General features: G+C 57.9%; 25 protein-coding genes. 8 read left to right on the forward strand and 17 right to left on the reverse strand.

Annotation, left to right across the window (positions count from 1 at the left end; all coding sequences use genetic code 11):
- Positions 1 to 74 precede the first annotated feature (74 nt).
- Complete coding sequence (locus tag G365_RS0113560) at positions 75 to 470, forward strand: hypothetical protein (protein WP_019646070.1); 396 nt, start codon at positions 75 to 77, stop codon at positions 468 to 470.
- 44 nt (positions 471 to 514) lie between these two features.
- Here G365_RS0113560 and G365_RS23850 read toward each other — a convergent pair whose 3' ends face one another.
- The 3 genes from G365_RS23850 to G365_RS23045 all read right to left on the reverse strand — a co-directional run bounded on the left by G365_RS23850 (position 515) and on the right by G365_RS23045 (position 3,816).
- Positions 515 to 718 carry a hypothetical protein gene (locus tag G365_RS23850; RefSeq protein ID WP_155976274.1) on the reverse strand — a complete coding sequence of 68 codons (204 nt, stop codon included), beginning with the start codon at positions 716 to 718 and terminating at the stop codon, positions 515 to 517.
- A 520-nt stretch (positions 719 to 1,238) separates the two neighbouring features.
- Positions 1,239 to 2,831 (reverse strand): primase-helicase family protein, encoded by a 1,593-nt coding sequence (locus G365_RS0113565; RefSeq protein WP_019646071.1) that lies wholly within the window; start codon positions 2,829 to 2,831, stop codon positions 1,239 to 1,241.
- 115 nt (positions 2,832 to 2,946) lie between these two features.
- The gene (locus tag G365_RS23045) at positions 2,947 to 3,816 is read right to left on the reverse strand and encodes a bifunctional DNA primase/polymerase (RefSeq protein WP_019646072.1); all 870 of its coding nucleotides are present in this window, start codon (positions 3,814 to 3,816) and stop codon (positions 2,947 to 2,949) included.
- A 435-nt stretch (positions 3,817 to 4,251) separates the two neighbouring features.
- Between G365_RS23045 and G365_RS23855 the strand changes: the two genes are divergently transcribed.
- From G365_RS23855 to G365_RS0113600, 7 genes are all read left to right on the forward strand, one after another.
- Positions 4,252 to 4,791 carry a putative PDDEXK endonuclease gene (locus G365_RS23855; RefSeq protein WP_155976275.1) on the forward strand — a complete coding sequence of 180 codons (540 nt, stop codon included), beginning with the start codon at positions 4,252 to 4,254 and terminating at the stop codon, positions 4,789 to 4,791.
- 55 nt (positions 4,792 to 4,846) lie between these two features.
- Positions 4,847 to 5,068, forward strand: coding sequence for a hypothetical protein (locus tag G365_RS23860; protein WP_155976276.1), 222 nt, complete (start codon positions 4,847 to 4,849; stop codon positions 5,066 to 5,068).
- Positions 5,061 to 5,228 carry a hypothetical protein gene (locus G365_RS0113580; RefSeq protein WP_155976277.1) on the forward strand — a complete coding sequence of 56 codons (168 nt, stop codon included), beginning with the start codon at positions 5,061 to 5,063 and terminating at the stop codon, positions 5,226 to 5,228. Before G365_RS23860 ends, G365_RS0113580 begins: the two co-directional genes overlap by 8 nt.
- A 5-nt stretch (positions 5,229 to 5,233) precedes the next feature.
- Positions 5,234 to 5,854 carry a hypothetical protein gene (locus G365_RS23865; RefSeq protein WP_019646075.1) on the forward strand — a complete coding sequence of 207 codons (621 nt, stop codon included), beginning with the start codon at positions 5,234 to 5,236 and terminating at the stop codon, positions 5,852 to 5,854.
- A 127-nt stretch (positions 5,855 to 5,981) separates the two neighbouring features.
- Complete coding sequence (locus G365_RS0113590) at positions 5,982 to 6,293, forward strand: hypothetical protein (protein WP_155976278.1); 312 nt, start codon at positions 5,982 to 5,984, stop codon at positions 6,291 to 6,293.
- 18 nt (positions 6,294 to 6,311) lie between these two features.
- On the forward strand, positions 6,312 to 6,701 hold the full coding sequence (locus G365_RS0113595; protein ID WP_019646077.1) for a hypothetical protein: 390 nt from the start codon (positions 6,312 to 6,314) through the stop codon (positions 6,699 to 6,701).
- 29 nt (positions 6,702 to 6,730) lie between these two features.
- Positions 6,731 to 6,979, forward strand: a complete 249-nt coding sequence (locus tag G365_RS0113600; protein WP_019646078.1) for a hypothetical protein — start codon at positions 6,731 to 6,733, stop codon at positions 6,977 to 6,979.
- 215 nt (positions 6,980 to 7,194) lie between these two features.
- On the opposite strand, the gene G365_RS0113605 is transcribed toward G365_RS0113600, so the two are convergent.
- From G365_RS0113605 to G365_RS0113675, 14 genes are all read right to left on the reverse strand, one after another.
- On the reverse strand, positions 7,195 to 8,181 hold the full coding sequence (locus G365_RS0113605) for a phage late control D family protein (RefSeq protein ID WP_019646079.1): 987 nt from the start codon (positions 8,179 to 8,181) through the stop codon (positions 7,195 to 7,197).
- Positions 8,181 to 8,396: a tail protein X gene (locus G365_RS23870; RefSeq protein ID WP_019646080.1), complete on the reverse strand. Its 216-nt coding sequence runs from the start codon at positions 8,394 to 8,396 to the stop codon at positions 8,181 to 8,183. Before G365_RS23870 ends, G365_RS0113605 begins: the two co-directional genes overlap by 1 nt.
- Positions 8,397 to 8,401: 5 nt before the next feature.
- On the reverse strand, positions 8,402 to 8,800 hold the full coding sequence (locus tag G365_RS0113615) for a phage tail protein (protein WP_019646081.1): 399 nt from the start codon (positions 8,798 to 8,800) through the stop codon (positions 8,402 to 8,404).
- 2 nt (positions 8,801 to 8,802) lie between these two features.
- Positions 8,803 to 11,304: a phage tail tape measure protein gene (locus G365_RS0113620; RefSeq protein ID WP_019646082.1), complete on the reverse strand. Its 2,502-nt coding sequence runs from the start codon at positions 11,302 to 11,304 to the stop codon at positions 8,803 to 8,805.
- Positions 11,305 to 11,422: 118 nt separating this feature from the next.
- Positions 11,423 to 11,752 (reverse strand): phage tail assembly protein, encoded by a 330-nt coding sequence (locus G365_RS0113630; protein WP_019646084.1) that lies wholly within the window; start codon positions 11,750 to 11,752, stop codon positions 11,423 to 11,425.
- Positions 11,753 to 11,832: 80 nt separating this feature from the next.
- Entirely contained in the window at positions 11,833 to 12,345 is a 513-nt protein-coding gene (locus G365_RS23055; protein ID WP_019646085.1) for a phage major tail tube protein, read from the reverse strand.
- Between the two features lie 21 nt (positions 12,346 to 12,366).
- Positions 12,367 to 13,539: a phage tail sheath protein gene (locus G365_RS21595; protein WP_019646086.1), complete on the reverse strand. Its 1,173-nt coding sequence runs from the start codon at positions 13,537 to 13,539 to the stop codon at positions 12,367 to 12,369.
- A gap of 14 nt (positions 13,540 to 13,553) precedes the next feature.
- Positions 13,554 to 13,823 carry a hypothetical protein gene (locus G365_RS21600; protein ID WP_019646087.1) on the reverse strand — a complete coding sequence of 90 codons (270 nt, stop codon included), beginning with the start codon at positions 13,821 to 13,823 and terminating at the stop codon, positions 13,554 to 13,556.
- A gap of 1 nt (position 13,824) precedes the next feature.
- Positions 13,825 to 15,345, reverse strand: a complete 1,521-nt coding sequence (locus tag G365_RS0113650) for a phage tail protein (RefSeq protein ID WP_019646088.1) — start codon at positions 15,343 to 15,345, stop codon at positions 13,825 to 13,827.
- Positions 15,346 to 15,352: 7 nt separating this feature from the next.
- Positions 15,353 to 15,982: a phage tail protein I gene (locus G365_RS23060; RefSeq protein WP_169545154.1), complete on the reverse strand. Its 630-nt coding sequence runs from the start codon at positions 15,980 to 15,982 to the stop codon at positions 15,353 to 15,355.
- Complete coding sequence (locus G365_RS21610) at positions 15,982 to 16,881, reverse strand: baseplate J/gp47 family protein (protein WP_019646090.1); 900 nt, start codon at positions 16,879 to 16,881, stop codon at positions 15,982 to 15,984. Before G365_RS21610 ends, G365_RS23060 begins: the two co-directional genes overlap by 1 nt.
- A gap of 4 nt (positions 16,882 to 16,885) precedes the next feature.
- Positions 16,886 to 17,227 carry a GPW/gp25 family protein gene (locus G365_RS0113665; protein WP_019646091.1) on the reverse strand — a complete coding sequence of 114 codons (342 nt, stop codon included), beginning with the start codon at positions 17,225 to 17,227 and terminating at the stop codon, positions 16,886 to 16,888.
- A gap of 2 nt (positions 17,228 to 17,229) precedes the next feature.
- On the reverse strand, positions 17,230 to 17,817 hold the full coding sequence (locus tag G365_RS21615; RefSeq protein WP_019646092.1) for a phage baseplate assembly protein V: 588 nt from the start codon (positions 17,815 to 17,817) through the stop codon (positions 17,230 to 17,232).
- Positions 17,810 to 18,325, reverse strand: a complete 516-nt coding sequence (locus G365_RS0113675; RefSeq protein WP_019646093.1) for a hypothetical protein — start codon at positions 18,323 to 18,325, stop codon at positions 17,810 to 17,812. The genes G365_RS21615 and G365_RS0113675 overlap by 8 nt, the downstream gene beginning before the upstream one ends.
- Positions 18,326 to 18,438: the final 113 nt, after the last annotated feature.

The raw sequence follows: 18,438 nt of genomic DNA on the forward strand, positions 1-18,438 counted from the left end.
AGCACCTATATTGATTGACTTATTCGTCCCCTTTTGCTTCCATATTTACAAAAGTTCAATCGGAGGCAAAAGACATGGCAGCCAAGCCTAAAAGTGTGACAGAACAGCCCGTTCAGAACTGGTTTGATGGTTTTGATTTGGGAATTATGCCTGTTCGTACTGGCAAAGACCCGCTTCAAAACTTCCTAACCCAGTTGGATAAACAGCTAGAATTGTTTCGTGAGGGAGCGCCATCAACTGGTAGAGGTTCTTCCCGCTGGGCGCGGGAAGTCGCTGGGGTCTGGTGGATCAGGCCGACTTATTCGAGGAGGGGTTTGGATTTTGGAGGGGGCAGGGATGCCATCAGGGTCGGCCCCCGCGATCTGGTCGAGGCGGGTTTTGACAAAATTCGCGCTGCCGCTGAGGCGGGGTTCTTTACGGACCAGTTGAATCAAATCGCGGGGGAAATCGCTGATCGACTGAAAAAATGATTTGCCAAAATGTCAACACCCCCGAAAGGGGGTGTTTTTTTGTGTCAATTCCCCCCTTCGGGGGTGGGTTTATCTTCATCATTCCGCTTGACATAACGCAGGAATGGTTCGTCAACGGATGATTTTGCGATTTCCCGGAATTCTGGGGAATGAAGTTTGTCAATTTCTCGGAATGCCCGCGCAATCACCCTCAATGCTCTCTGTTTTGCCTGCCAATACTCCCGACTCAACTTACTTTCATTAATCATTCTGTTGTTCTCCTGTGAAGTCACAGGGGTATTTATTAGTATCTACGCATCTACACATCTACACAGCTTTTAAACTCGTTCTACACCGTATGGCTGACTTCTGGCTAAAATGGGGTGAAAATGCCAAAATATCTACACAACTCCCCCAATATCTACACACCATCTACACAGCTCAATGGAGTTGTGTAGATGAAAAAAGCTAGGTTTCATGCGGGTTTCAGAGGTTTTTTTGTCAATATCTACACATCTACACAACTTTTTAACTTCTAGGGGAAATAAAGAGAGAGATAGAGGTTATATAAGGAACAAGTTGAAAAGCTGTGTAGATGTGTAGATATTACGTATCCGAAATGAAAAAACCTAGGATTCATGCGGGTTTCAGCCTGTTTTTTCATCTACACAACTCAATCGAGCTGTGTAGATGGTGTGTAGATATTGTGTGGAGTTGTGTAGATGGCGCGTAGACAAACACAAAACCCCCGGATTTCCGGGGGTTTTGTTGTGATGGTGTGTAGATATGTCAATCGAGGAACGACAGATCGAGGTTGTAAGCCCCAACCGGATATTGCGAATTGTTATCAACCAGTGGCCCGGCATCAGTCCGCCGAATGACAGTCACGGTCTGCCGGTTCCCAGCCCCGTCGCGCCATGTGGTGTTCCTGACATATTCCAGATGGGGGGCATTCAGCTCAATCCACGACTTGACAAAAGCAATGAAAGAATTGCGGTTCTTTCTGAACTTTTGAGCAATTCCGGCAGAATCAGCAGCGGCGCAATAATAATCAAACAGTGTAGCGACACTGATATGCGTAAAATTAGCGTCTTGGAATATATGTCTCGCCAGTCGTTCACACGGCAGCATACTTGTTTCAAGCGACTCCCGGTATGCGCGACCGTGGAACGCACGAACTGAACGCAGGTCAGAATGCTTTGTCAGAAGGCAGTTAAACCAAATTGAGAATTGTTCGCGATCTTTAAGAATCTGCTGCCCATCGCCGAAAAGCCAATCTTCCGCCTCGTCGGCAGGCACCCCGAGCCGGTCAGCAATCCAATCTTTAAGGGGTCTGCTGCCCTTCACGACACTGAAGCGCCTGTCTGTTGAGTCCCCGGACAGCCGAACCGTACCAGATTTATCGTTACTCGACATCACGCACCACAACATATTGTTTACAGCAAGCCGGTCCTTGCCCTTAAACTCGACTGAAATTGTAGGCGAACCAATGACTTGCTTCAACGAATTCATATCTGTACGGTCTGCCGGAACCTCGTTGACCATGCCTGTCAGCTTGCCAGTCAGAGCAGAACCAGTGAATCGCCCCACCACCGCATCGATTGACAAATTAGCACTGTGTGCCCGATGCCCGAACATGTGGGAAATAACCACATCCCCCAGAAGGGTTTTACCAGTGCCCCCCGCATCGTTCAGCACCAACCAAGGAATCGTAAAGTCAGCTGGGTTCCGGTATTTAAACACCAGCAGTTGTTCGACGTGTTCCACCGCAGCTTCATCACCGCCACAGACAGACTGAAGTAATGTGCCAAAAATCCAATGCGGCTGACCAGATTCAGGCACGGCAGGCAGCGGCGCGACATCCAGCAGATTCAACACGTCACCGGGGCAAGCATCGGGGGGGTAGGCACCGACAGTCAGTTTGATTCTGCCACTTGATTGAATCTGTGAATCCCATTCTGAGATTCCACCAGCACCAAGCGCCTGAATATGTGAATATTTGAGTGCTTCCGGCGCGACAAGTACACGTTCGCCGCTCTCAGACCTGATAGACCAAGACTTGAAACTGCTAATATAGTAGGGGTCAAGCCGTTCAATCAGTTCAGCAACCCGACTTGTCAAATCTTGTGGCGCGGCAGGAGTCATCGCACCAGCCCCACCATCGCCAGCCGCCAGTGCCGAAACATCAACGCCGCCTGCCTTCAGTTGCCGCTTCAATCCTCCAAGTTGAACGAGCAGATTCGGCACCATCGTTGCCTTGTCTTGGTCACTCAAATCAGAATCATTCTTAACATCAGCGATTGCGGCCTGAACGTCAAAGTATTGGTTTTTCAGGTCGTCAAGTTGCTGGTTCTGCGGCGGAAACGAAACAATATTACCCATGATTACACCTCACGTTTTGATGGGTTTTTTACATTTGGACCACTTTCCATTCTGTGGTGCCGGAAGTATTTATATGGACCAATCCGGCATTAAGTCCTTGGTTTACAATATTTTATTACATTTTTAGCGCCTCCCTCACTTCCTGTTCCCCGGCGACCTGACAGGCATACCACCATACAGTTCCGGCAGTGATGCCACCGGGCTTATAACCCCTCAGAATTTGGTGATATTCCCCGCCCTTTTCCTCCCCCAGAGTCGCACGCAGTGCGCATTCTGCCAGCGCAGGGCCGACCATATGAGCTGCGCCCCACACGACCCTAAGCCAGTCTGAGTATGGAAGCCTGCCCCCCCGCGAGATCAGGTCTAAGAGGATGACCAGCCTATAATATTCGGGGTCTGTGACTGACACTGACGGGGCATAGGAGCGCACAGGGTGCGCCTGCTGAACAGGCTTACAGGCATCAAGCCAGAAGGTCATAAGTACGTCTGGGAGCTGCGGCAGCGGCCCGGAAGGGGCCGCGCCCCACAGGTAAGCGCCAGTCTGAGGATGGCGCGACGGCGGAAGAACAGACTGGGAACCATGCCAGCGAAATTCCAGAGCGCCACCGGGACCGGCTTTGTATGTCTTCAGCTCGTCCCAGTGCCGGAACGTAACCTGAAACGCCGCCTGAAAGCGATCAGGCTTGCCAGAAGTCCACCATACCGCCCCATCAAGATCAAATTCTGGGTGAATTTCCACAAGGAATTCAAGAGCTTCCGGGCCATCCACATCAAGGCTCATGACCCCACCGGACACAGGGCCATTAAGCAGACCAATGCCATCAGCTGCCGCATATGCTGCCGCGTCCTGCCAGCTGTGAGGCCAATCCTGCCAGTCACGCATGAAGGGCCGTTTTCCCCGGACCGGCACGAATTGCCAGTGCGGAACGTGAGAAGCCCATTCCGGGGGAGTCATGGGAACGGGGTTTTGTGATTCATCAAACATTTGTCAATCCCTCCTGATCTGTCAGAGGTATTTAGCATCAACATTTGTCAATTAAATACAGAGTTAACGGATCAGCAGCCCAGATAACGAGGCAGACGGTGGAGGTTTTGACACAGGGAATCAAGAGAAATTCACACAAAGATTTTCAGTCAGTCGCGGTGCTGACTGAACATTTCGCAACGAATTTAAAAACGTTGAGAATTGTCAAGCGAAAAAAGACTTGACGCCCATAAAAACTGTGGCACGGTAGAGACAGAAAGCGCAGGAAGCCCGCTGAAGAGCTTCAAGACACATAATAAGGAAGGAGTGAGCAAAAAACCTACCGCCTCTGTACGGGCTTTAAACGGGCTTATGGAGGCATTTAAAAAGATTAAAAGCATAATTTAATTGAGGTAGGAGGTGAGTAAATAAAAGACAGCAATTGGAGGCTTTGAAATGACAAAGGTAAATGGAAAGCAAAAGGGTAACACATGGGAACGGGAGGTGGCAGCACACTTGTCTAACGTTTTTGGTGGGTCTTTTGTCAGGACTCCCGGCAGCGGTGCGAAGGTTGGGGGCAAGCACGTTGTGCGACGGGGAGACGTAGAAATCGAGGTAAAAAGTCACAAAATCATGCGGTATTCCGCCGGTCAAACCCGACAATATCGCGGGGATATTTGTCCACCAGACGAGCTGCCGCGAATGGTGATCGAGGCGAAGGCATACAAAGATTTCCCATTTAATCAGTTGATTACGCGCACTGAGTGCGCACAGCTGAAGGGGTGGGTTCGGCAGGCACAGGAAGCCTGCGGCCCCGGTGACACTTGGTTTCTGGTCGTTAAGATTAACCATACTGGGAGTATGGTTATCGTCTCACAGCAGACGGCAGCGGCGCTTGAACTGACTGCCGGAACGTTTCAAGACTCCCTGTGGGTCGGCCCCCTTGACGGGTTCTTTGAAACTAACAAGGTAAAAATTGAGCAGTTGTGTAGTTAAAAGTGTGGGTTTAACTACCAATTGAGGCAGTTAAATACATTTGGAGGGGGTAAAAATGGAGGAATATCAGGAAGAACACATACTATTCGGCACCGTTACCAGCTTCACCAGCTGGGAACCATCGGCGGAAGAAGCGGCAAGTTCTGCCGCCTTCCACCGGGAGGAGGAGGTAAAAAAGCGGCAGGAACGCCGCGATCAAAGCCGGAAATATTGGCAAATGGCGCAAAGATATTTGAGTAATTATCTTGCGCGAGATGATGGAGACGAAGATGAATGATAAGTTAAAAGAAGCCCTTGAAACCGGGATCGAGGCATGGGAAGCGGCAGAACAGCAGGCAAACGACCAGTTGAAAAAACTGGAAGACCTAGGCAGCAAGAAAGAGAAGCCTAGCCTTTTGAGAATGGTTCTCAATTGGATCACTGGTAAACAGGAGTAAGAGAGATGAATGATACATACACATACAACTTCAAGGACGGCGGATCATACGAAGACCCGTGTGTGTGTTATTTCACCGGCGACTGGTGGACTACTTTTGAGAGTATCCGGTATCATTTGCTGTGGAGTTACGATGCTGCGGAAGAACCAGAAACAGATAAAGAAACATTGACTGCCACTGACTTGACAAACGTTGATGAAGACGAAGACGAAGACGAAGACGAAGACGAAGACGAAGACGAAGACGAAGACGAAGACGAAGACGAAGACGAAGATGAAGAGAGCAGTGAGAGATATTGCGTCGTTCTTGAATATTCAGACCTTCCAGAATCTTTCAAGAACTTTTGTGATTTTAAATACTCTGGCTGGAACGAATACCGGAGCGAATACAGTAAAGTGAATCAGGCACTTTATGACGCAGACGAGCCATTTAGTATCGACGACAATGAAGAAAAAGACTCAGAGGGGAGAAGGCACAGCACAATCCGACCCGCTGTTATCTGGTCTGACGGAACTGAAGACTGGTATGTCAATGGTAAAAAAATTGACATCGTTGAAGTTCTTGGAGAGGAACCGGACTGGCCGCTCTCTATCGAACAACAAATGGTTCTCGAACTCATGTTCTGATTAAAAAGACCGGGAATTTCCCGGTCTTTTTTTTTATCAAAATCAAGCAAAAAACATTAACTACGGTTTTAAAAATCATTGACAACGTTATAAATATTTTCGTGGTAGAGAGATAGGAGGCCGCAAAATGAATCAGATGTACTGTTTACTTCACTCGTTCCCATTTAAAACCCTAAAAAACCCTGTTCTTGTGACTGGAAAGCTGCCGCCATTGGTAAAAAATCCGGCCTATGTTCCGTGCCGGTTTATGGATCAGGACACGTTTTTTTATGTGATTGACGAAGATTCGATTGACTTTTCAGATGATATTGACACCAGCGGGTGGCTAGCCCTGTCCGGGAAAGAGGCCAGATTTTTTAACAATTGTTTCAAAAAGTTGAAAAAACCAAAGGATTGGGGGTCGGTCCCATCCCTATTTGGCAAATGGGTTAACATTTGATTAAGGAGGAACATTAAAATGAAACAATATTACAAGTTTGAAGCAGATGATGACGGAATCCATGAAATTGAATCAATATTCCGCGAACACAATATTAACTTCATCAGGAATAAAAACGTAATGTATTCTTGGTGTGACGACGAACACGTTGTGCTTGCTGCTATGTATGCTCAAGACACCAAACAAATAACAAAAGAAGAAATTGAACTGGAACTTGATCCGGTAGAGTATGGGTTTTACATCAAGTGTGACGGCGTGCTGAAGCTGCTGCCCTGTGCCGAACCGGATTTGTCAAAAATTTTGACATCTCAGCTTAGGAAAAAAATGTATACGGAAGTCAAGGACTTGCCCGGCGCTTGGGACGAGCTGTGGCGCTGGCTTCACGCTGCGGCAGGGTGGCGATTTTGAAATACCCACAGTCAAAGAATGGGTATGGGATGGTGGAGCTTTCGCCATCCCTCCCCCTGTCCAAACTAATATTCGTTCTCAACACATTACAGGCGCGACAGCTAGAATATACTTTCGTATATGGCGATACGATTTTTGTGCGCGGTGACGATTGCGAGGCATTCGCAGAAATACTTGATGAAAATGACGTTCCGGGGCTTCAACACCTGCTGCTTCCTGACCATGCGGTCAGGAAGATTCTCGACGAAGAGCAGGGCCGCTGGTGGTTTCCAGACTAGACAAATTATTTTTACGTCTATATATTTTTTGGGTTGACAAATTCTCTTCGGTAGAATTCGACCGATTGGGAAAAAATTGGAGAGATTTTTTTATAGGTCACAAGGTATTGATTTTATTGATGTTTTTTTTAGTCGAATTATACAGCCGTTAATCGGCTGCGCCACAGGGTCTGTTACGGCAAAGGCCGCTTCCGGAAGGAAGCGGCCTTTGTGCTTTATGCCAGGGTCGGCGGGGTCAGGGTCAGGGTGGTCTTTAAGGTTCCGCTCAGGGTGTGGGTGGCTTTTTCGACTTTCCACTCCCCGTTCAGTTCGGCATCAGGGAACCCGGCAAGCACCACCAGCCCTTCGGCCCGTATTTCCGGCCGGCCGGGCCCTGACAGGCTGGCCCGCAGATGGTTGCGGGCGGCGGCATTCAGGCGGGCCCGGGCGGCGGACAAGGCTTCCTGCTCCGTTGCCTTGGTGCCGGGCACAACCTCGGTACGGGCATCGGGGGTCTGGCTTCCCACCACCACCTCCTCCCGCCGCCCGTTGGCAGGATTGATCCATGCGGCCCGGGCGGCTGTCACCTGATCGCGGTCCTCAATCTCCAGCATCCAGTCATCACAGTCTGACGGGGTCAGCGGGGATGGTGTCTGGGGCAGCCCGGAGACCGTGGTATCCCGTCCGACCGGGGCCAGAATCAGCCTCTGGTCCTGTACCTTTGCTGTCAGGCCGTGCAATGCCCCCAGCCGGGTCAGCAGGTTCAGGTCGCTTTCGTCCTGCTGGTTCAGGTGGCCGGGGATGATCGCCGCCGCTTCGGGGTGGATGGCGGCAATCAGACCGTGCCGGTTGGCGATGGACCGGGTGATATCCGCCAGACTCAGGCCATCAGCCCAGGCTGTTGACCGCCGCTCGATGATTTTGCTGCCAACCGGGGTTGCCCGGGCGGCGACGGAGATTCTGCGCTGGGGTCCGCTGACCGAGACTTTGGTGATGTGGTAGGTTCCGCAGGCGATGTTGGCCCCGCCATACCCCAGTGCCACCGTCATCAGTTGCCCCCGGCGGGGCAGGGCGTACCGGGTCCGTAGATCGGTGAAGACGATGCTGGCCTCGTCGGACTGATAGCCGCGTTCGTCGGTGACGGTGATCGACACCAGCCCGTCAGCCAGCACGGCTGAAACATCCTGCCCGCTGACCTCGACCTGAAAAGACGGTGACTGCATCAGTCAAACAGGCGCTGTGGCAGCGCCGCCCCCTCAATCGGTTTCGGCAGGCTGGGGAAGGTGATCTGATCCCCGGCCTTCAGAAACAGAACCCGCTTGGCCAGACCGGGGTTGCTGTCAATGACGGCTTCATAGGCCCCGGCGAGGGTGCCGTAAGCATCATAGACAACCCGGTCAAGGCGCACGGCGTCGCGCGCGACTGTATAAACCCGCATCTCTGTTACTCCCGTACACAGACCAGTGACAGGGCCCAGCTCTGCTGGGCCGGATGGTTGCCGATGACAAACTGCCTGCTGTCCACCGACAGCGACTTGACCGCCCATTCCCCCCATACATACCCGGCGCTGTCAGTCATCAGGGCAGGGGTGCCGCTGCGGATCAGGGCGCGCAGCCCTTCCAGCGGGGTGATGCCCCCCTGATCCAGCGGAAACCGCACCCCTGACAGATCAATGCCGCGCTTCCAGCCGTGATGCTGCTGGGTGGGCAGCCCCCCCTGCGTTTCAATCTCGCTGATCCTTGCCTCCATGCTTTCTTTGAAGCTGTCGTACTGCAGGGTCGGCAGGTCGAACACCACATCCGGCCCCAACCGCATCTGCATCGTCGGTGCGACTTTGGCCATGGTTACACTCCGATCGGGTCATAGTTGGCGCGGCCGAAGCCGGGAACGGTCAGCCCGCCCCGGGTGCCGGACAGTTTTTCAATCACTTTCCGCACAATCGCTTCGGCGTCGGTGCCGGGCTGGGCATTGATGGTGAAGTTGAAGATGGTATCCCCGCCCTGACGGTTGCCGTTTCCGCCGGGCTCTCCGGCAGTTTCAAAGGCAGGCGCGGCAGTGGCCTGCATGTCGTCGGCGGCAGTGGCAACAGCCCGTCGCAGATGACCCGGCGCGGAAACACCGTTGTCGTCATCGCCCGCGATGGGGGGGGCAGGGCCTCCTTCTGCTGGCGGATTGGCATAGCTGCTTTTGGGTTTGTCCCCGGCCTCGCCAAGCCCGAGCAGACCGGCAGCCCATTGAATCCCCTCTTTCGCGGCATCAATCATCGGTGTCAGATACCGGCTGATTGACTCCCAGTTTTCGATCACCAGAGCGGCAAGATTGAGCAGGATCGACGGCAGAGCCGTAATCGGGTTTGTCATGCTGGCAATGCCGATGATCCGGAAGCCGGTGGCAACCGCCCGCATCGGCAGCCCCGACAATGCCAGCAGCCCCGCCCCGGCGACGCTTGATGCCATACGCAGTCTGGTAAGACCGCCCGCCCCCTGAAAGCCGGATGCGGCCAGCCCGCTCAGTCGCTGGGTAAAGCTGCTGATGGGGACGGCGGTGATGGCGCGGCGCACCTGCCCCAGCCTGCCGGTCAGGGCATCCAGTCCGGTCGCGTTGATCCGGTTAAGACCGCCAAGGGCTGCGGCAAAGCCGTTGGCCCTGATCGTTCCGGCGGCACTGGCTGCCCCTGCGCGGGCTGTCGCCGTCGACAGCGCCAGCACAGGCATCTGGGCCAGTGCGGTGGCAATGCGGACGCCATGAACCGCCATCTTCAGGGCGGCAAAGCCGACAATGCCATGCATCACCACACTGGTGACGCCGGGGAAGGCCTGAGCAAAGTCAGTCACGAAATTGATGGCGGTGGCGGCGGCACCTGCGACGGAGGCAAAGGTTTCGATCAGCGGCGTCCCTGCCTGCGCGTTGAAATTGGCAATGGCGGTTTGCAGCCGGTCCATCTGCGCCGAGAACTGGCCCCCGGCTTTCGCAAAATCACCGGCGATGCTGCCCTTATCCTCCAGGCTGCTCTTGCTGATCGCCTTGAAGGTTTCAAGATCCTTCAGCATCGGGGCCAGAATGGTATTCAGCCTGTCATCGCCAAACAGTTTCCGCAGGATCAGCGGGTCCCCCTTGGTCGCTTGGTTCAGCTTTTCCATCAGGGCCAGAAGCGGATCGGCTTTATTTGTGGCCGCTGCCGCGACTGTCCCGGCGACATCAATCCCCATGTCTGACAGGGCCTTGGTGACGTCCTTGTCTTTTAACTTGTCCAGAAACATCCCCAGCCCGGCGGCGGCGGTGTCACTGCTGCCGGTGGCCCGGAATGCCATCTGCAGCGATGCCCCCAGAGAAGAGACCGCCGCAGTCCCCTGCATCCCGAGGTCGCCTGCCTGCTTTGTCAGTGCGGGTAAGGCTTTCGCCATTTTATCCATCTCGAACCCGCCACGGCGTCCGGCGACGAACAGAGAGTCCAGCGATTGTGCAAACTCTTCCCCCGAGACCTGCATCGACTGGCGGAGGGAAACGGACAGGGCCGACAGATCCTGCACCGTCGCTTTGGTGACGGTGGCCCCTTTGCTGATCACATCAAGAGTGGCAAGAGCCTCATCATGGGAGACGCCCCGGGTGATCTGTGCCTCCAGCCCTTGCAGCAGATCGGCAGAGGATCGGCCGGTCCGGCCGCTGATCGCCAGAAGACGCTTTTCCAGGGTATCCCGCCATGCGGCATCCTGCTGTTGATCGGCCTCGCTTCTGTTGGCATTCCCGACAGACTCAGGGCGGGCTTTTGCCATATAGCGGTCCAGCCGGTCCTGATGGTCGTCGGCCTGCTGTGCCATTGGTATGGCGTAGGTGGTGATCACCGCCGCCGCACCGGGGATCTTGACGCCCAGATCTTCCAGCCGTTGCGCATTGGCGGCCTGCCGGTCCTGCGCTGTCTTCAGAGTGTTGATCGCCGTGATGCCTTTGGTGGCCTGTTCGGTTTCGGTCCTGACGGCTTTCAGGGACAGACCGGCCTCTTTCGCTGCGATGGAGACGGCGCGCAGATTTTGCAGATTGGTTTTATGGGCTGTCTGGGCCCGCTCCAGTTCCTGACGGACGGCGGTGTTAGCAGCCGTCAACTCCCGTGTTGGGGTGGCTGTGGCAGCCAGTTGCCGGTTCAGACGCTCGGCCTGTATCCGTGCGTCCTCATAGGCCAGCCGTCCTTCGGTGACGGCTTTTTTGGCCTGACGCCAGCCGTCCAGCAGGGCAATGCGGCTGTTCAGGGCGGTAAGGGCTTTGTCCAGACGTTCCGCCGATGTCGTCGTGACGCCCAGAAAAGCCGCGATGGCTGTGATATTGCTGACGACAGCGGCGGGCCCTGTCATGATTTCAACTCCTCCTGCAGGATGTGAACCGCCTCCCGGTGATAGGCCAGCAGGCGGCTCAGGGGCATCCGTTCAAGTTCGGTGATGGATTGGCGGTAATGTCGGGCCAGCCACAGGATCAGGCGGCGGACATCCCGGTAAAATTTCCCGCCGTCCCCGCGCAATAGGCGACATAAACCTGTTGCAGGCGCCGGTAATCAGGCCACTTGATGGCGTTCAGCTCTTCGGTGGTGATGCTGCACCAACCGGCGACGGTTGCCTTTTCCCGGGCCATATCCGGGCCGGTCAGGGTTTCCATCGCCTCGATATCCAGCAGGCTGGGGCAACGCATGATCAGGGTGGCGGTCTCTTTACCATCCACCCGCAGCGGGTGGCGCAGGGTGATGCGGGCATCGCCGCTTTCCAGCCAGTCAACGCCGGTCAGGGTCGGTTCAGGGGCGGTGGTCATGATCGTTTCTCATCCGATAAAAGGGGGGGCGCAGGAAAAAGGGGCGGGGGCCGTGTGGCCGCCCCCGCCGGATCTGCCGCTTACGGCAGGCCGAGGGCCTTGTTGACCCTGGCCCGCAGGTTGTTGCCACCGATGATCAGCACGCCGCGTTCCGGGTCGACTTCATCAATCACCAGATTGTTGGCGTCGAGGCGGTAGTAGCTGAGGGCGATTTCGTACTTTTCCTCGGTCTTCTCGCCCTGCTTCCATTCGCCACGGTCCAGCTTGTTGACCGATCCGCGCAGGGTGACCCGCACGCTGGTGGTGGCATCGGTCTGATCGACCATGGCGGCGCGGATGATCAGGCTGCGGCCAGACAGCCCGTAGACCGAGGCCATGCGGCGGTTGAAATCGCTGAAGGTCAGCTCCGACTTCAGCTCGCCCAGCGTGAAGAAGCGGCGGAACTGCTTGGCCGACATTCCGGCACCGGCGCTCCATTCCCCGGCCATTTCCAGCGCCGGATGCTTGAAGCTGGAAACGAGGCCGACCTGCATGCCGCCGTCAATGCTGACGGTATAGCCAGCGCAGTCGTGGCGGTAGGCGTTGTAAGACATGGTTTTATCCCCTTGCTGGACTTACTGGCTGAACACGGCGGTGTAGAGGGTCGGGTCGATCTGCGAGACGACGATGATGTCTTCCGCCGGAACCGGATCGACCCACTTGTAACGAAGGATCGCCTGCCCCTTGCGCAGGTTGCTCCAGCTGTTCAGGTCACCGTCGACCCAGCATTCCCCGGCCAGAATCACCCCCTGGCGGATCAGGTCAGACAGGAACTGATTACCGGTTTCGACCAGATCTTCGAAAAAGGTCGGGGTGATCGGCTGGTCAACGCGGGTCTTGTAGGCGCGCAGCAGGCTGTCACCGACAAAGTCGTCAATCACCTGCGTGGTGATGAAGCGGCGGTTTTCATCTTCGCTGCACGAATGGTTGCCCCACAGCTTGAACACGCCGTCATCATTGATGATGGTGCCGACATGGGCTTCGTTCAGGCTGTTGGCTTCGCAGGGGCGGCCCGGCACATAGTCAATCGCCTGTGACAGGCCAAGGATCGGCAGATCGGTGTTGGACGGTGACCACGCGATGTTGCGTTCAAAATGGCGCCGGATCAGCGCCCCGAGGGCAAAGGCAGAGCCAAAGCTGAGCACTTTGTTTCCGGCACGGTCCCGCACCAGCGGGCGGCCAAACACCGGGTTGTAGACACGGGCCGACGCGAAGGAGGCCGCATAGGCCTTGGCGGCGGCGTTGGTGGTGTCGGGGGCATCAACAAAAGCCCACCCGGCCAGACGCTCGGCCAGCCCCTTCAGGGCCTGTCCGACCGCCGGGCGGTCGCTGAAACCGGGGGCGCCGATGGCACGCGGTGCCAGACCGCCGGTGATGCTGCGGGCTGACAGCAGGGCCTGAAGGCCGGTGCGGGAGCCATCGGCAAGGGTTTTGCCGATAATGTTGTTTTCAATTTCCTCGTCGGTGGTGCCTTCAGCGACACGCACGACCACCACCGCACACAGGGTCAGGCTGTAGATGGCATCCATCGCCAGCGGCAGGGTGCCGGTCTCGCCCAGCGCTGCCGACAGGGTTTCGTCGGCTTCAATCGCAACCGGGGTGTTCAGCGGAAATTTGGCCGGATCGGCGTTGGGGGCGGTGCCGACCAGACCGATCACCGACACATTGACCGCCCGCACCGGGCGCGGCCCGCTGGGATCATCAACGCGGCGGACACCGTGGTTAAAAGTCTGCGGAATGGTAACCATGATTATGCTCCTTGTTACTGTGTATTCAGTTCGGCGCGCAGGCTGGCAGCCTCGGCCTCCAGTGCTGCCAGCCGGTCGTGATCGGTCTGGGTGGCAGTGTTGGTGATGATTGCGCGCAGGGGGCGGGCGCTGGCGGCGTCGATGGCTGCCAGTCGGGCGGTGATCGCGGCGGTGCGGTCGATCGCCGGGAGCGGCTGGTAGCCCTCAAGCCACTCTGTTGCCCCCGGTTGTGCATTGGCGTAGGCGGCGACAATCGTGCCGTGTTGATCTCGCTGGACGTACATCTCAGTAACCCTCCCGTGGGTCGAGGTATGCATCGGTCGATAGGCCGGCGTAGTTTGCGTTACTGATGTGGATCTGCCGCGCGGCATCGGTGATGCATGACCACGGACCGGACCCGGCGATACTGGCGATCCAGAACGAGCCACCGTAGAGCGATGACGCGGCTGCGTCCGTCGGCCTGATGAGCGGGGTGTTGAAGCTGTTTTGGATCTGGATAATCCCGCGTGCATAACAGCGGACGCCGGGCGGTACCGAAAGAACGAGATTACCTGGGGGGGCCCCGGAAAGGTCGATACGGGGGGTCCCCCACGTGATGTGACCGCCGACGTGATTGATGATCGGGACGATATTACCCCCGCCATCAGTCAGGACCGACCCGACACGGCGACGGACGGTATACCCGGCAGGAATGGCCGGGGATAACGATACTGAGAACAGAATATCGGTGGGCTGTCCGGCCCCGCCGATCAGATAGACGTGATACCACGTGTTGGTTGCCCGACTGCCGGTGTCGAGCTTAGACGCGCCAGCTCCGGCAGCCCATCCGCCGCTGGCTTGTAACGTGCCGGTCAGCGGCGACATCAGCCTGAGGTTGGTGCTGTCGGCAACATCCCGCGCCCCACCGGTACCAACGGTTACTGCCGTTGCCGTGACAGACAGCAGCAGGCCGCTGATATAATGCGGTGACCACGAGACCGCAGCCGCCGCTGCGGAGACAAACTCAGTGGTTGCCAGCCGGGTGGAGCTGTCCCCCGCTGCCGGGGTTGGTGCGGTCGGGGTCCCGGTCAGCGCCGGAGAGGACAGCGGGGCCTTAAGCGCGAGCTGGTTGGCCACGGTGGCGGCAAAGCTGGCATCGTTGCCAAGCGCTGCGGCCAGCTCCCCCAGCGTGTCCAGCGCCCCCGGTGCGGCATTAACCAGATCGGTCAGTGCAGCCTTGAGGCCTGCCGGATGGACCGCCACCGTCGCGAGCTGACCGCTGCGGGCCTCGGCAACCGTGGCAAGGCGGGTAAAGCCCTTCGCCGTCTCCGTTGCGTCGGGATGGTTGCGGCTGTTGGCGTGATCGCTGATTGCGGCAGAGACCGCCATAAGCGTGGCATAGGTGCCGCTGTCCACGGTCATGTCGATGACGGCGGCGTCGGACACGGCGATGCGGGCCAGCAGGTCGATGGTGTGGGTTTCTGCCGGGCCGCCCTTGTACAGGTCGCTCCGGCGGCACAGGGCCAGCGGGGTGCCATCGGCGGACAGGATCGCGGCTTCTCGGATCACGAAGGGACCGGCTGCCACCGGCACCACCGCCTGCACCTCAACCAGCAGCGGGTTATCCGGGGCGCGGCGGACGGTGGAGACCGGGCCGCGCCAGACTTCGTTTACAATGCCGGTGGCACTGGCAGGCGGCACCGTGCCGCCGCCATCGCCCAGCACCAGCGTGGCGATGCCGATCGGGGTATTGCTGGTAATCGCGCTGGCGATCAGAGCCAGCCCGGCGGACGTCATCCGCCAGCCGTAGGGGTCAGTTTCAGTCATCAGATCCTCACAGGGTCATGCGGGAAACGGTAAGAACACCGGCACAGATGTCCGGGGTGGCGGCGGGGTCAGCGGCGGACGGGACCAGCGCCATTCCGGCTGCATGGTGATGCACCATTCGCACGCTGATCCCGGTATGCAGGGGTGCAGCGGGGCTGATTTCCGGCAGCGTTAAGGTTTCCAGATGCTGACTTTTGCGTTTGGTGATGCCGATCACCGCATGCAGGTCGGCCAGATCCTCTGACGTGAACCCAACAGCCGGGGCGTTGACCCGGACAGCAAACGTGCCGCGCCGGGTTTCCGGCTGTTGTTCGTGCCACTCAGTCACCCGGCCCGGCCAGCCCATCGCCGACAGGGCCAGCTCAATGCCGCTGACCTTGCCGCGCAGGGCGTTGATCTGCCAGCTGTCGGCAATCATCCGGCGCTTGGTGGCTTCCGGCCAGTCGCTGCTCCACAGCACCACCCGTACCGCCTGTGCCAGATGGGGCAAAAACCACTCCGGGCACCGGGCCGGATCCCACAGATCCGTCAGGGTTTCCACCGGCAGCGATGCCAGCGGGGCGACCATCGCCTGTTCCAGCGCCTGCATCTGCGGGGTGACGGTTTTGGGCAGAAGGGAAGGGACGGGGGTAACCATCAGGCGCATCCCGTCCCGGCTGAGCCGGTGACAACGGTGATTGATGCGGCATACAGCGCGGTATCCTGCGGGCAGGCGACGGCATCCGGCGTGACGGTGGCATCCAGCACGCCGTCAACAATGCAGGCACCGATCAGGGCCCCGGCTGTCCAGCGGCGCCCCAGCGGTGTTTGCCCCGGTGTTTCCCGCCATTCGGTATAGGTTTTCAGGCGCTGATAGGCCGCAGCGCGGGCTGTTGCCGCATCGGCATTGGGGGCCAGCACCAGCCGGGCAGTGATGTCCACCGGTACCACGGTTGCGGCCTGCACACTGACGCGGTCGCCGTGGGTGCGGCGGTTGCGGTCCGTGGCGACCACCCGCACGGCATCCAGCGTGGCGGCATCCGGTGCTCCGTTCCAGCCGAGGACGGTGATGGTGATGTCGCAAGGCTCCGGGCTATGGATCCAGATATCCCGGACGTCCGGCACTTCCAGCGCCAGCGCCCGGTACAGACCGTCACTGCCGGACTGGCCCAGACGGTCCCATGCCCCGTAATAGCGGTTGAGAAGGCGCTCATCGCTTTCATAAACCGGCGGGCGCGGCGGTACTGCGGTGGCGTCACCGGGGTCCAGCAGCTGCCGGGCCACGGCGGCACGCAGGGCAATGGCATCCAGATCTTTGCCGTGCGCCAGATGGGGCATCACGGCGCGCACTGCATCATTGATGCGGGCAACAGCCATCTGATTGTGCCAGGCCCCGACCATCAGCAGCTTGTGCAGCGGGTCACTTTCCCGCCCGGCATCAAACAGTCCGGGGGTATCGGTCAGCAGGCGCTGCAGCGCCGCTGCATAGGCCTGTTCGACCGACAGGGGGGCAACAATGTCCGGGGTCGGGCCGGGAAGAACGCGGGGGATACTCATGATTTCACCTGCCTTTCACCTCAACATCAAACACATAGCGCTCGCCGCTTTCGGTCAGGGTGCCGTCCAGGGTCAGCAGCAGTTGCCCGCCGCGCCTGACGTCCGGCACCGAACGGCGCAGGATCCAGCGGTCTTCCCAACGGCGGAGACGGATGGCGGTTTCGTGGGCCAGCCAGCTGACAAAGTCGGCGGTCATGGGGCGGTCGATGGCCCCGGGGATCAGCGATCCGTACTCAGGCCGCCACAGCAGCGACCCCAGCGGTGTCATCAGAATGTCAGTCACCGACTGCCGGATGTGGGCCAGCCCGTCCAGCGTCTGACCGGTGGTTGCGTTCATGCCGGCCATGATCAGTCCTCTACTTTCGGCGGGTGATATCCGTGGTCTGGCAGGCCGGTGACAATGGCCCCGGTCTGCCAGCTTTCCGTTTCAAACTGCGGCCCGCTGATGTGGCGCAGCTGGGTTGCCATGCCGTGGTGATCGACCAGATAGCGGCCTTCTTTGCCGGTCCGCACGGTGATATCCCGGGCCTCCAGCGTGATCTTGCCGACCGCCGACAGGTGCAGGTCCCCTTCCGAATGCACCGACAGGGTTTTGCTGCGGGTGTCGTAACGGGCCTCAGTGCCGTCCGCCCAGCGGACACAGCTGATGTCAACATGATCAGCCGCCGGGGGGTGAGCCCCGGTGGACAGCCCCCCCAGCACCACGCCCTGTTGCAGATTGCCTTCCGGCGCCGCCAGCAGAACCGCTTCCCCGATCGAGGGGATCCGGTGACTGGCGGCAACCCCGGCCCAGCGCAGGCAGGGCAGCCAGCCGGTGGAAACGCCTGCGGCAATTTCCACCCGCACCGCCTGCGGGGTATGGTCTGTAACCACCCCGCGCAGCAGGACCAGCCGCAGGCTGCGGGCCAGTTCTGCCAGAATGAATCCGCTATCCATGGGGAACATCCTCGGCACCCGGCACCGGTAAAAGGACGGTGCCGTATCCTTCGGCTGTGATTTCTGCGGCGGCATCCCGCACGAACAGGCCGCCTTCAAAGGTGAAGGCGTACCGTAGGGTGGTGTTGCCGTTGTCCGTGGTCACACTGTCGCGGGTTTGCAGCGTCAGCAGCCCGGCATAAGCGGTATCGCCTGCCGATGCCGGGGAGGGCGGGGTGATCCGCAGACGGTCTGCGATGACAGACCGCTCCCAGTGCTGGATGGCTCCCACTGTTTCCGGTGGCAGGGCCGAGGCTGCAATCTCTACGGTCACCGACCCGGTCAGGGCATGCTGGGCACCCCAGCCCGGCACAACATGGCGGGCTTTCATGCCGGGGGCATAAGACATCTGCCCGGTCTGACAGAGGACAGGTGTACGGTCAGGGATTGCACCGGTCAGGGGCAGGCCAATACTTTCCATCCGGGTGAAGACAATGTTGGAAATGGAAGATGTCAACGGATCCGGCATAGATAATCCCCTGATGGCGTATAAGTGAGTCTGGAGTTTTATTTTTTCTTCAACTTCCTGACTGAAGAAAATTTATTACGATATACCCCTGATGTCTTTTTTCTCAATTCCAG

The sequence above is a fragment of the Novispirillum itersonii subsp. itersonii ATCC 12639 genome (assembly GCF_000381985.1).
Taxonomy (GTDB): domain Bacteria; phylum Pseudomonadota; class Alphaproteobacteria; order Rhodospirillales; family Rhodospirillaceae; genus Novispirillum; species Novispirillum itersonii.

Bases quoted from the DNA above. Each gene is read 5' to 3' on its own strand.
- G365_RS0113615 (WP_019646081.1), bottom strand. From the start codon at position 8,800: ATGGCCAAAGTCGCACCGACGATGCAGATGCGGTTGGGGCCGGATGTG.
- G365_RS23850 (WP_155976274.1), bottom strand. From the start codon at position 718: ATGATTAATGAAAGTAAGTTGAGTCGGGAGTATTGGCAGGCAAAACAG.
- G365_RS0113650 (WP_019646088.1), bottom strand. From the start codon at position 15,345: ATGACTGAAACTGACCCCTACGGCTGGCGGATGACGTCCGCCGGGCTG.
- G365_RS23045 (WP_019646072.1), bottom strand. From the start codon at position 3,816: ATGTTTGATGAATCACAAAACCCCGTTCCCATGACTCCCCCGGAATGG.
- G365_RS0113600 (WP_019646078.1), top strand. From the start codon at position 6,731: ATGGTGGAGCTTTCGCCATCCCTCCCCCTGTCCAAACTAATATTCGTT.
- G365_RS23865 (WP_019646075.1), top strand. From the start codon at position 5,234: ATGAATGATACATACACATACAACTTCAAGGACGGCGGATCATACGAA.
- G365_RS23870 (WP_019646080.1), bottom strand. From the start codon at position 8,396: ATGCGGGTTTATACAGTCGCGCGCGACGCCGTGCGCCTTGACCGGGTT.
- G365_RS0113595 (WP_019646077.1), top strand. From the start codon at position 6,312: ATGAAACAATATTACAAGTTTGAAGCAGATGATGACGGAATCCATGAA.
- G365_RS23055 (WP_019646085.1), bottom strand. From the start codon at position 12,345: ATGTCTTACAACGCCTACCGCCACGACTGCGCTGGCTATACCGTCAGC.
- G365_RS21615 (WP_019646092.1), bottom strand. From the start codon at position 17,817: ATGGATAGCGGATTCATTCTGGCAGAACTGGCCCGCAGCCTGCGGCTG.
- G365_RS0113590 (WP_155976278.1), top strand. From the start codon at position 5,982: ATGAATCAGATGTACTGTTTACTTCACTCGTTCCCATTTAAAACCCTA.
- G365_RS0113665 (WP_019646091.1), bottom strand. From the start codon at position 17,227: ATGGCCGGCATGAACGCAACCACCGGTCAGACGCTGGACGGGCTGGCC.
- G365_RS0113605 (WP_019646079.1), bottom strand. From the start codon at position 8,181: ATGCAGTCACCGTCTTTTCAGGTCGAGGTCAGCGGGCAGGATGTTTCA.
- G365_RS0113620 (WP_019646082.1), bottom strand. From the start codon at position 11,304: ATGACAGGGCCCGCCGCTGTCGTCAGCAATATCACAGCCATCGCGGCT.
- G365_RS23855 (WP_155976275.1), top strand. From the start codon at position 4,252: ATGACAAAGGTAAATGGAAAGCAAAAGGGTAACACATGGGAACGGGAG.
- G365_RS21600 (WP_019646087.1), bottom strand. From the start codon at position 13,823: ATGTACGTCCAGCGAGATCAACACGGCACGATTGTCGCCGCCTACGCC.
- G365_RS23860 (WP_155976276.1), top strand. From the start codon at position 4,847: ATGGAGGAATATCAGGAAGAACACATACTATTCGGCACCGTTACCAGC.
- G365_RS21610 (WP_019646090.1), bottom strand. From the start codon at position 16,881: ATGAGTATCCCCCGCGTTCTTCCCGGCCCGACCCCGGACATTGTTGCC.
- G365_RS21595 (WP_019646086.1), bottom strand. From the start codon at position 13,539: ATGGTTACCATTCCGCAGACTTTTAACCACGGTGTCCGCCGCGTTGAT.
- G365_RS0113630 (WP_019646084.1), bottom strand. From the start codon at position 11,752: ATGACCACCGCCCCTGAACCGACCCTGACCGGCGTTGACTGGCTGGAA.
- G365_RS0113560 (WP_019646070.1), top strand. From the start codon at position 75: ATGGCAGCCAAGCCTAAAAGTGTGACAGAACAGCCCGTTCAGAACTGG.
- G365_RS0113675 (WP_019646093.1), bottom strand. From the start codon at position 18,325: ATGCCGGATCCGTTGACATCTTCCATTTCCAACATTGTCTTCACCCGG.
- G365_RS23060 (WP_169545154.1), bottom strand. From the start codon at position 15,982: ATGGTTACCCCCGTCCCTTCCCTTCTGCCCAAAACCGTCACCCCGCAG.
- G365_RS0113580 (WP_155976277.1), top strand. From the start codon at position 5,061: ATGAATGATAAGTTAAAAGAAGCCCTTGAAACCGGGATCGAGGCATGG.
- G365_RS0113565 (WP_019646071.1), bottom strand. From the start codon at position 2,831: ATGGGTAATATTGTTTCGTTTCCGCCGCAGAACCAGCAACTTGACGAC.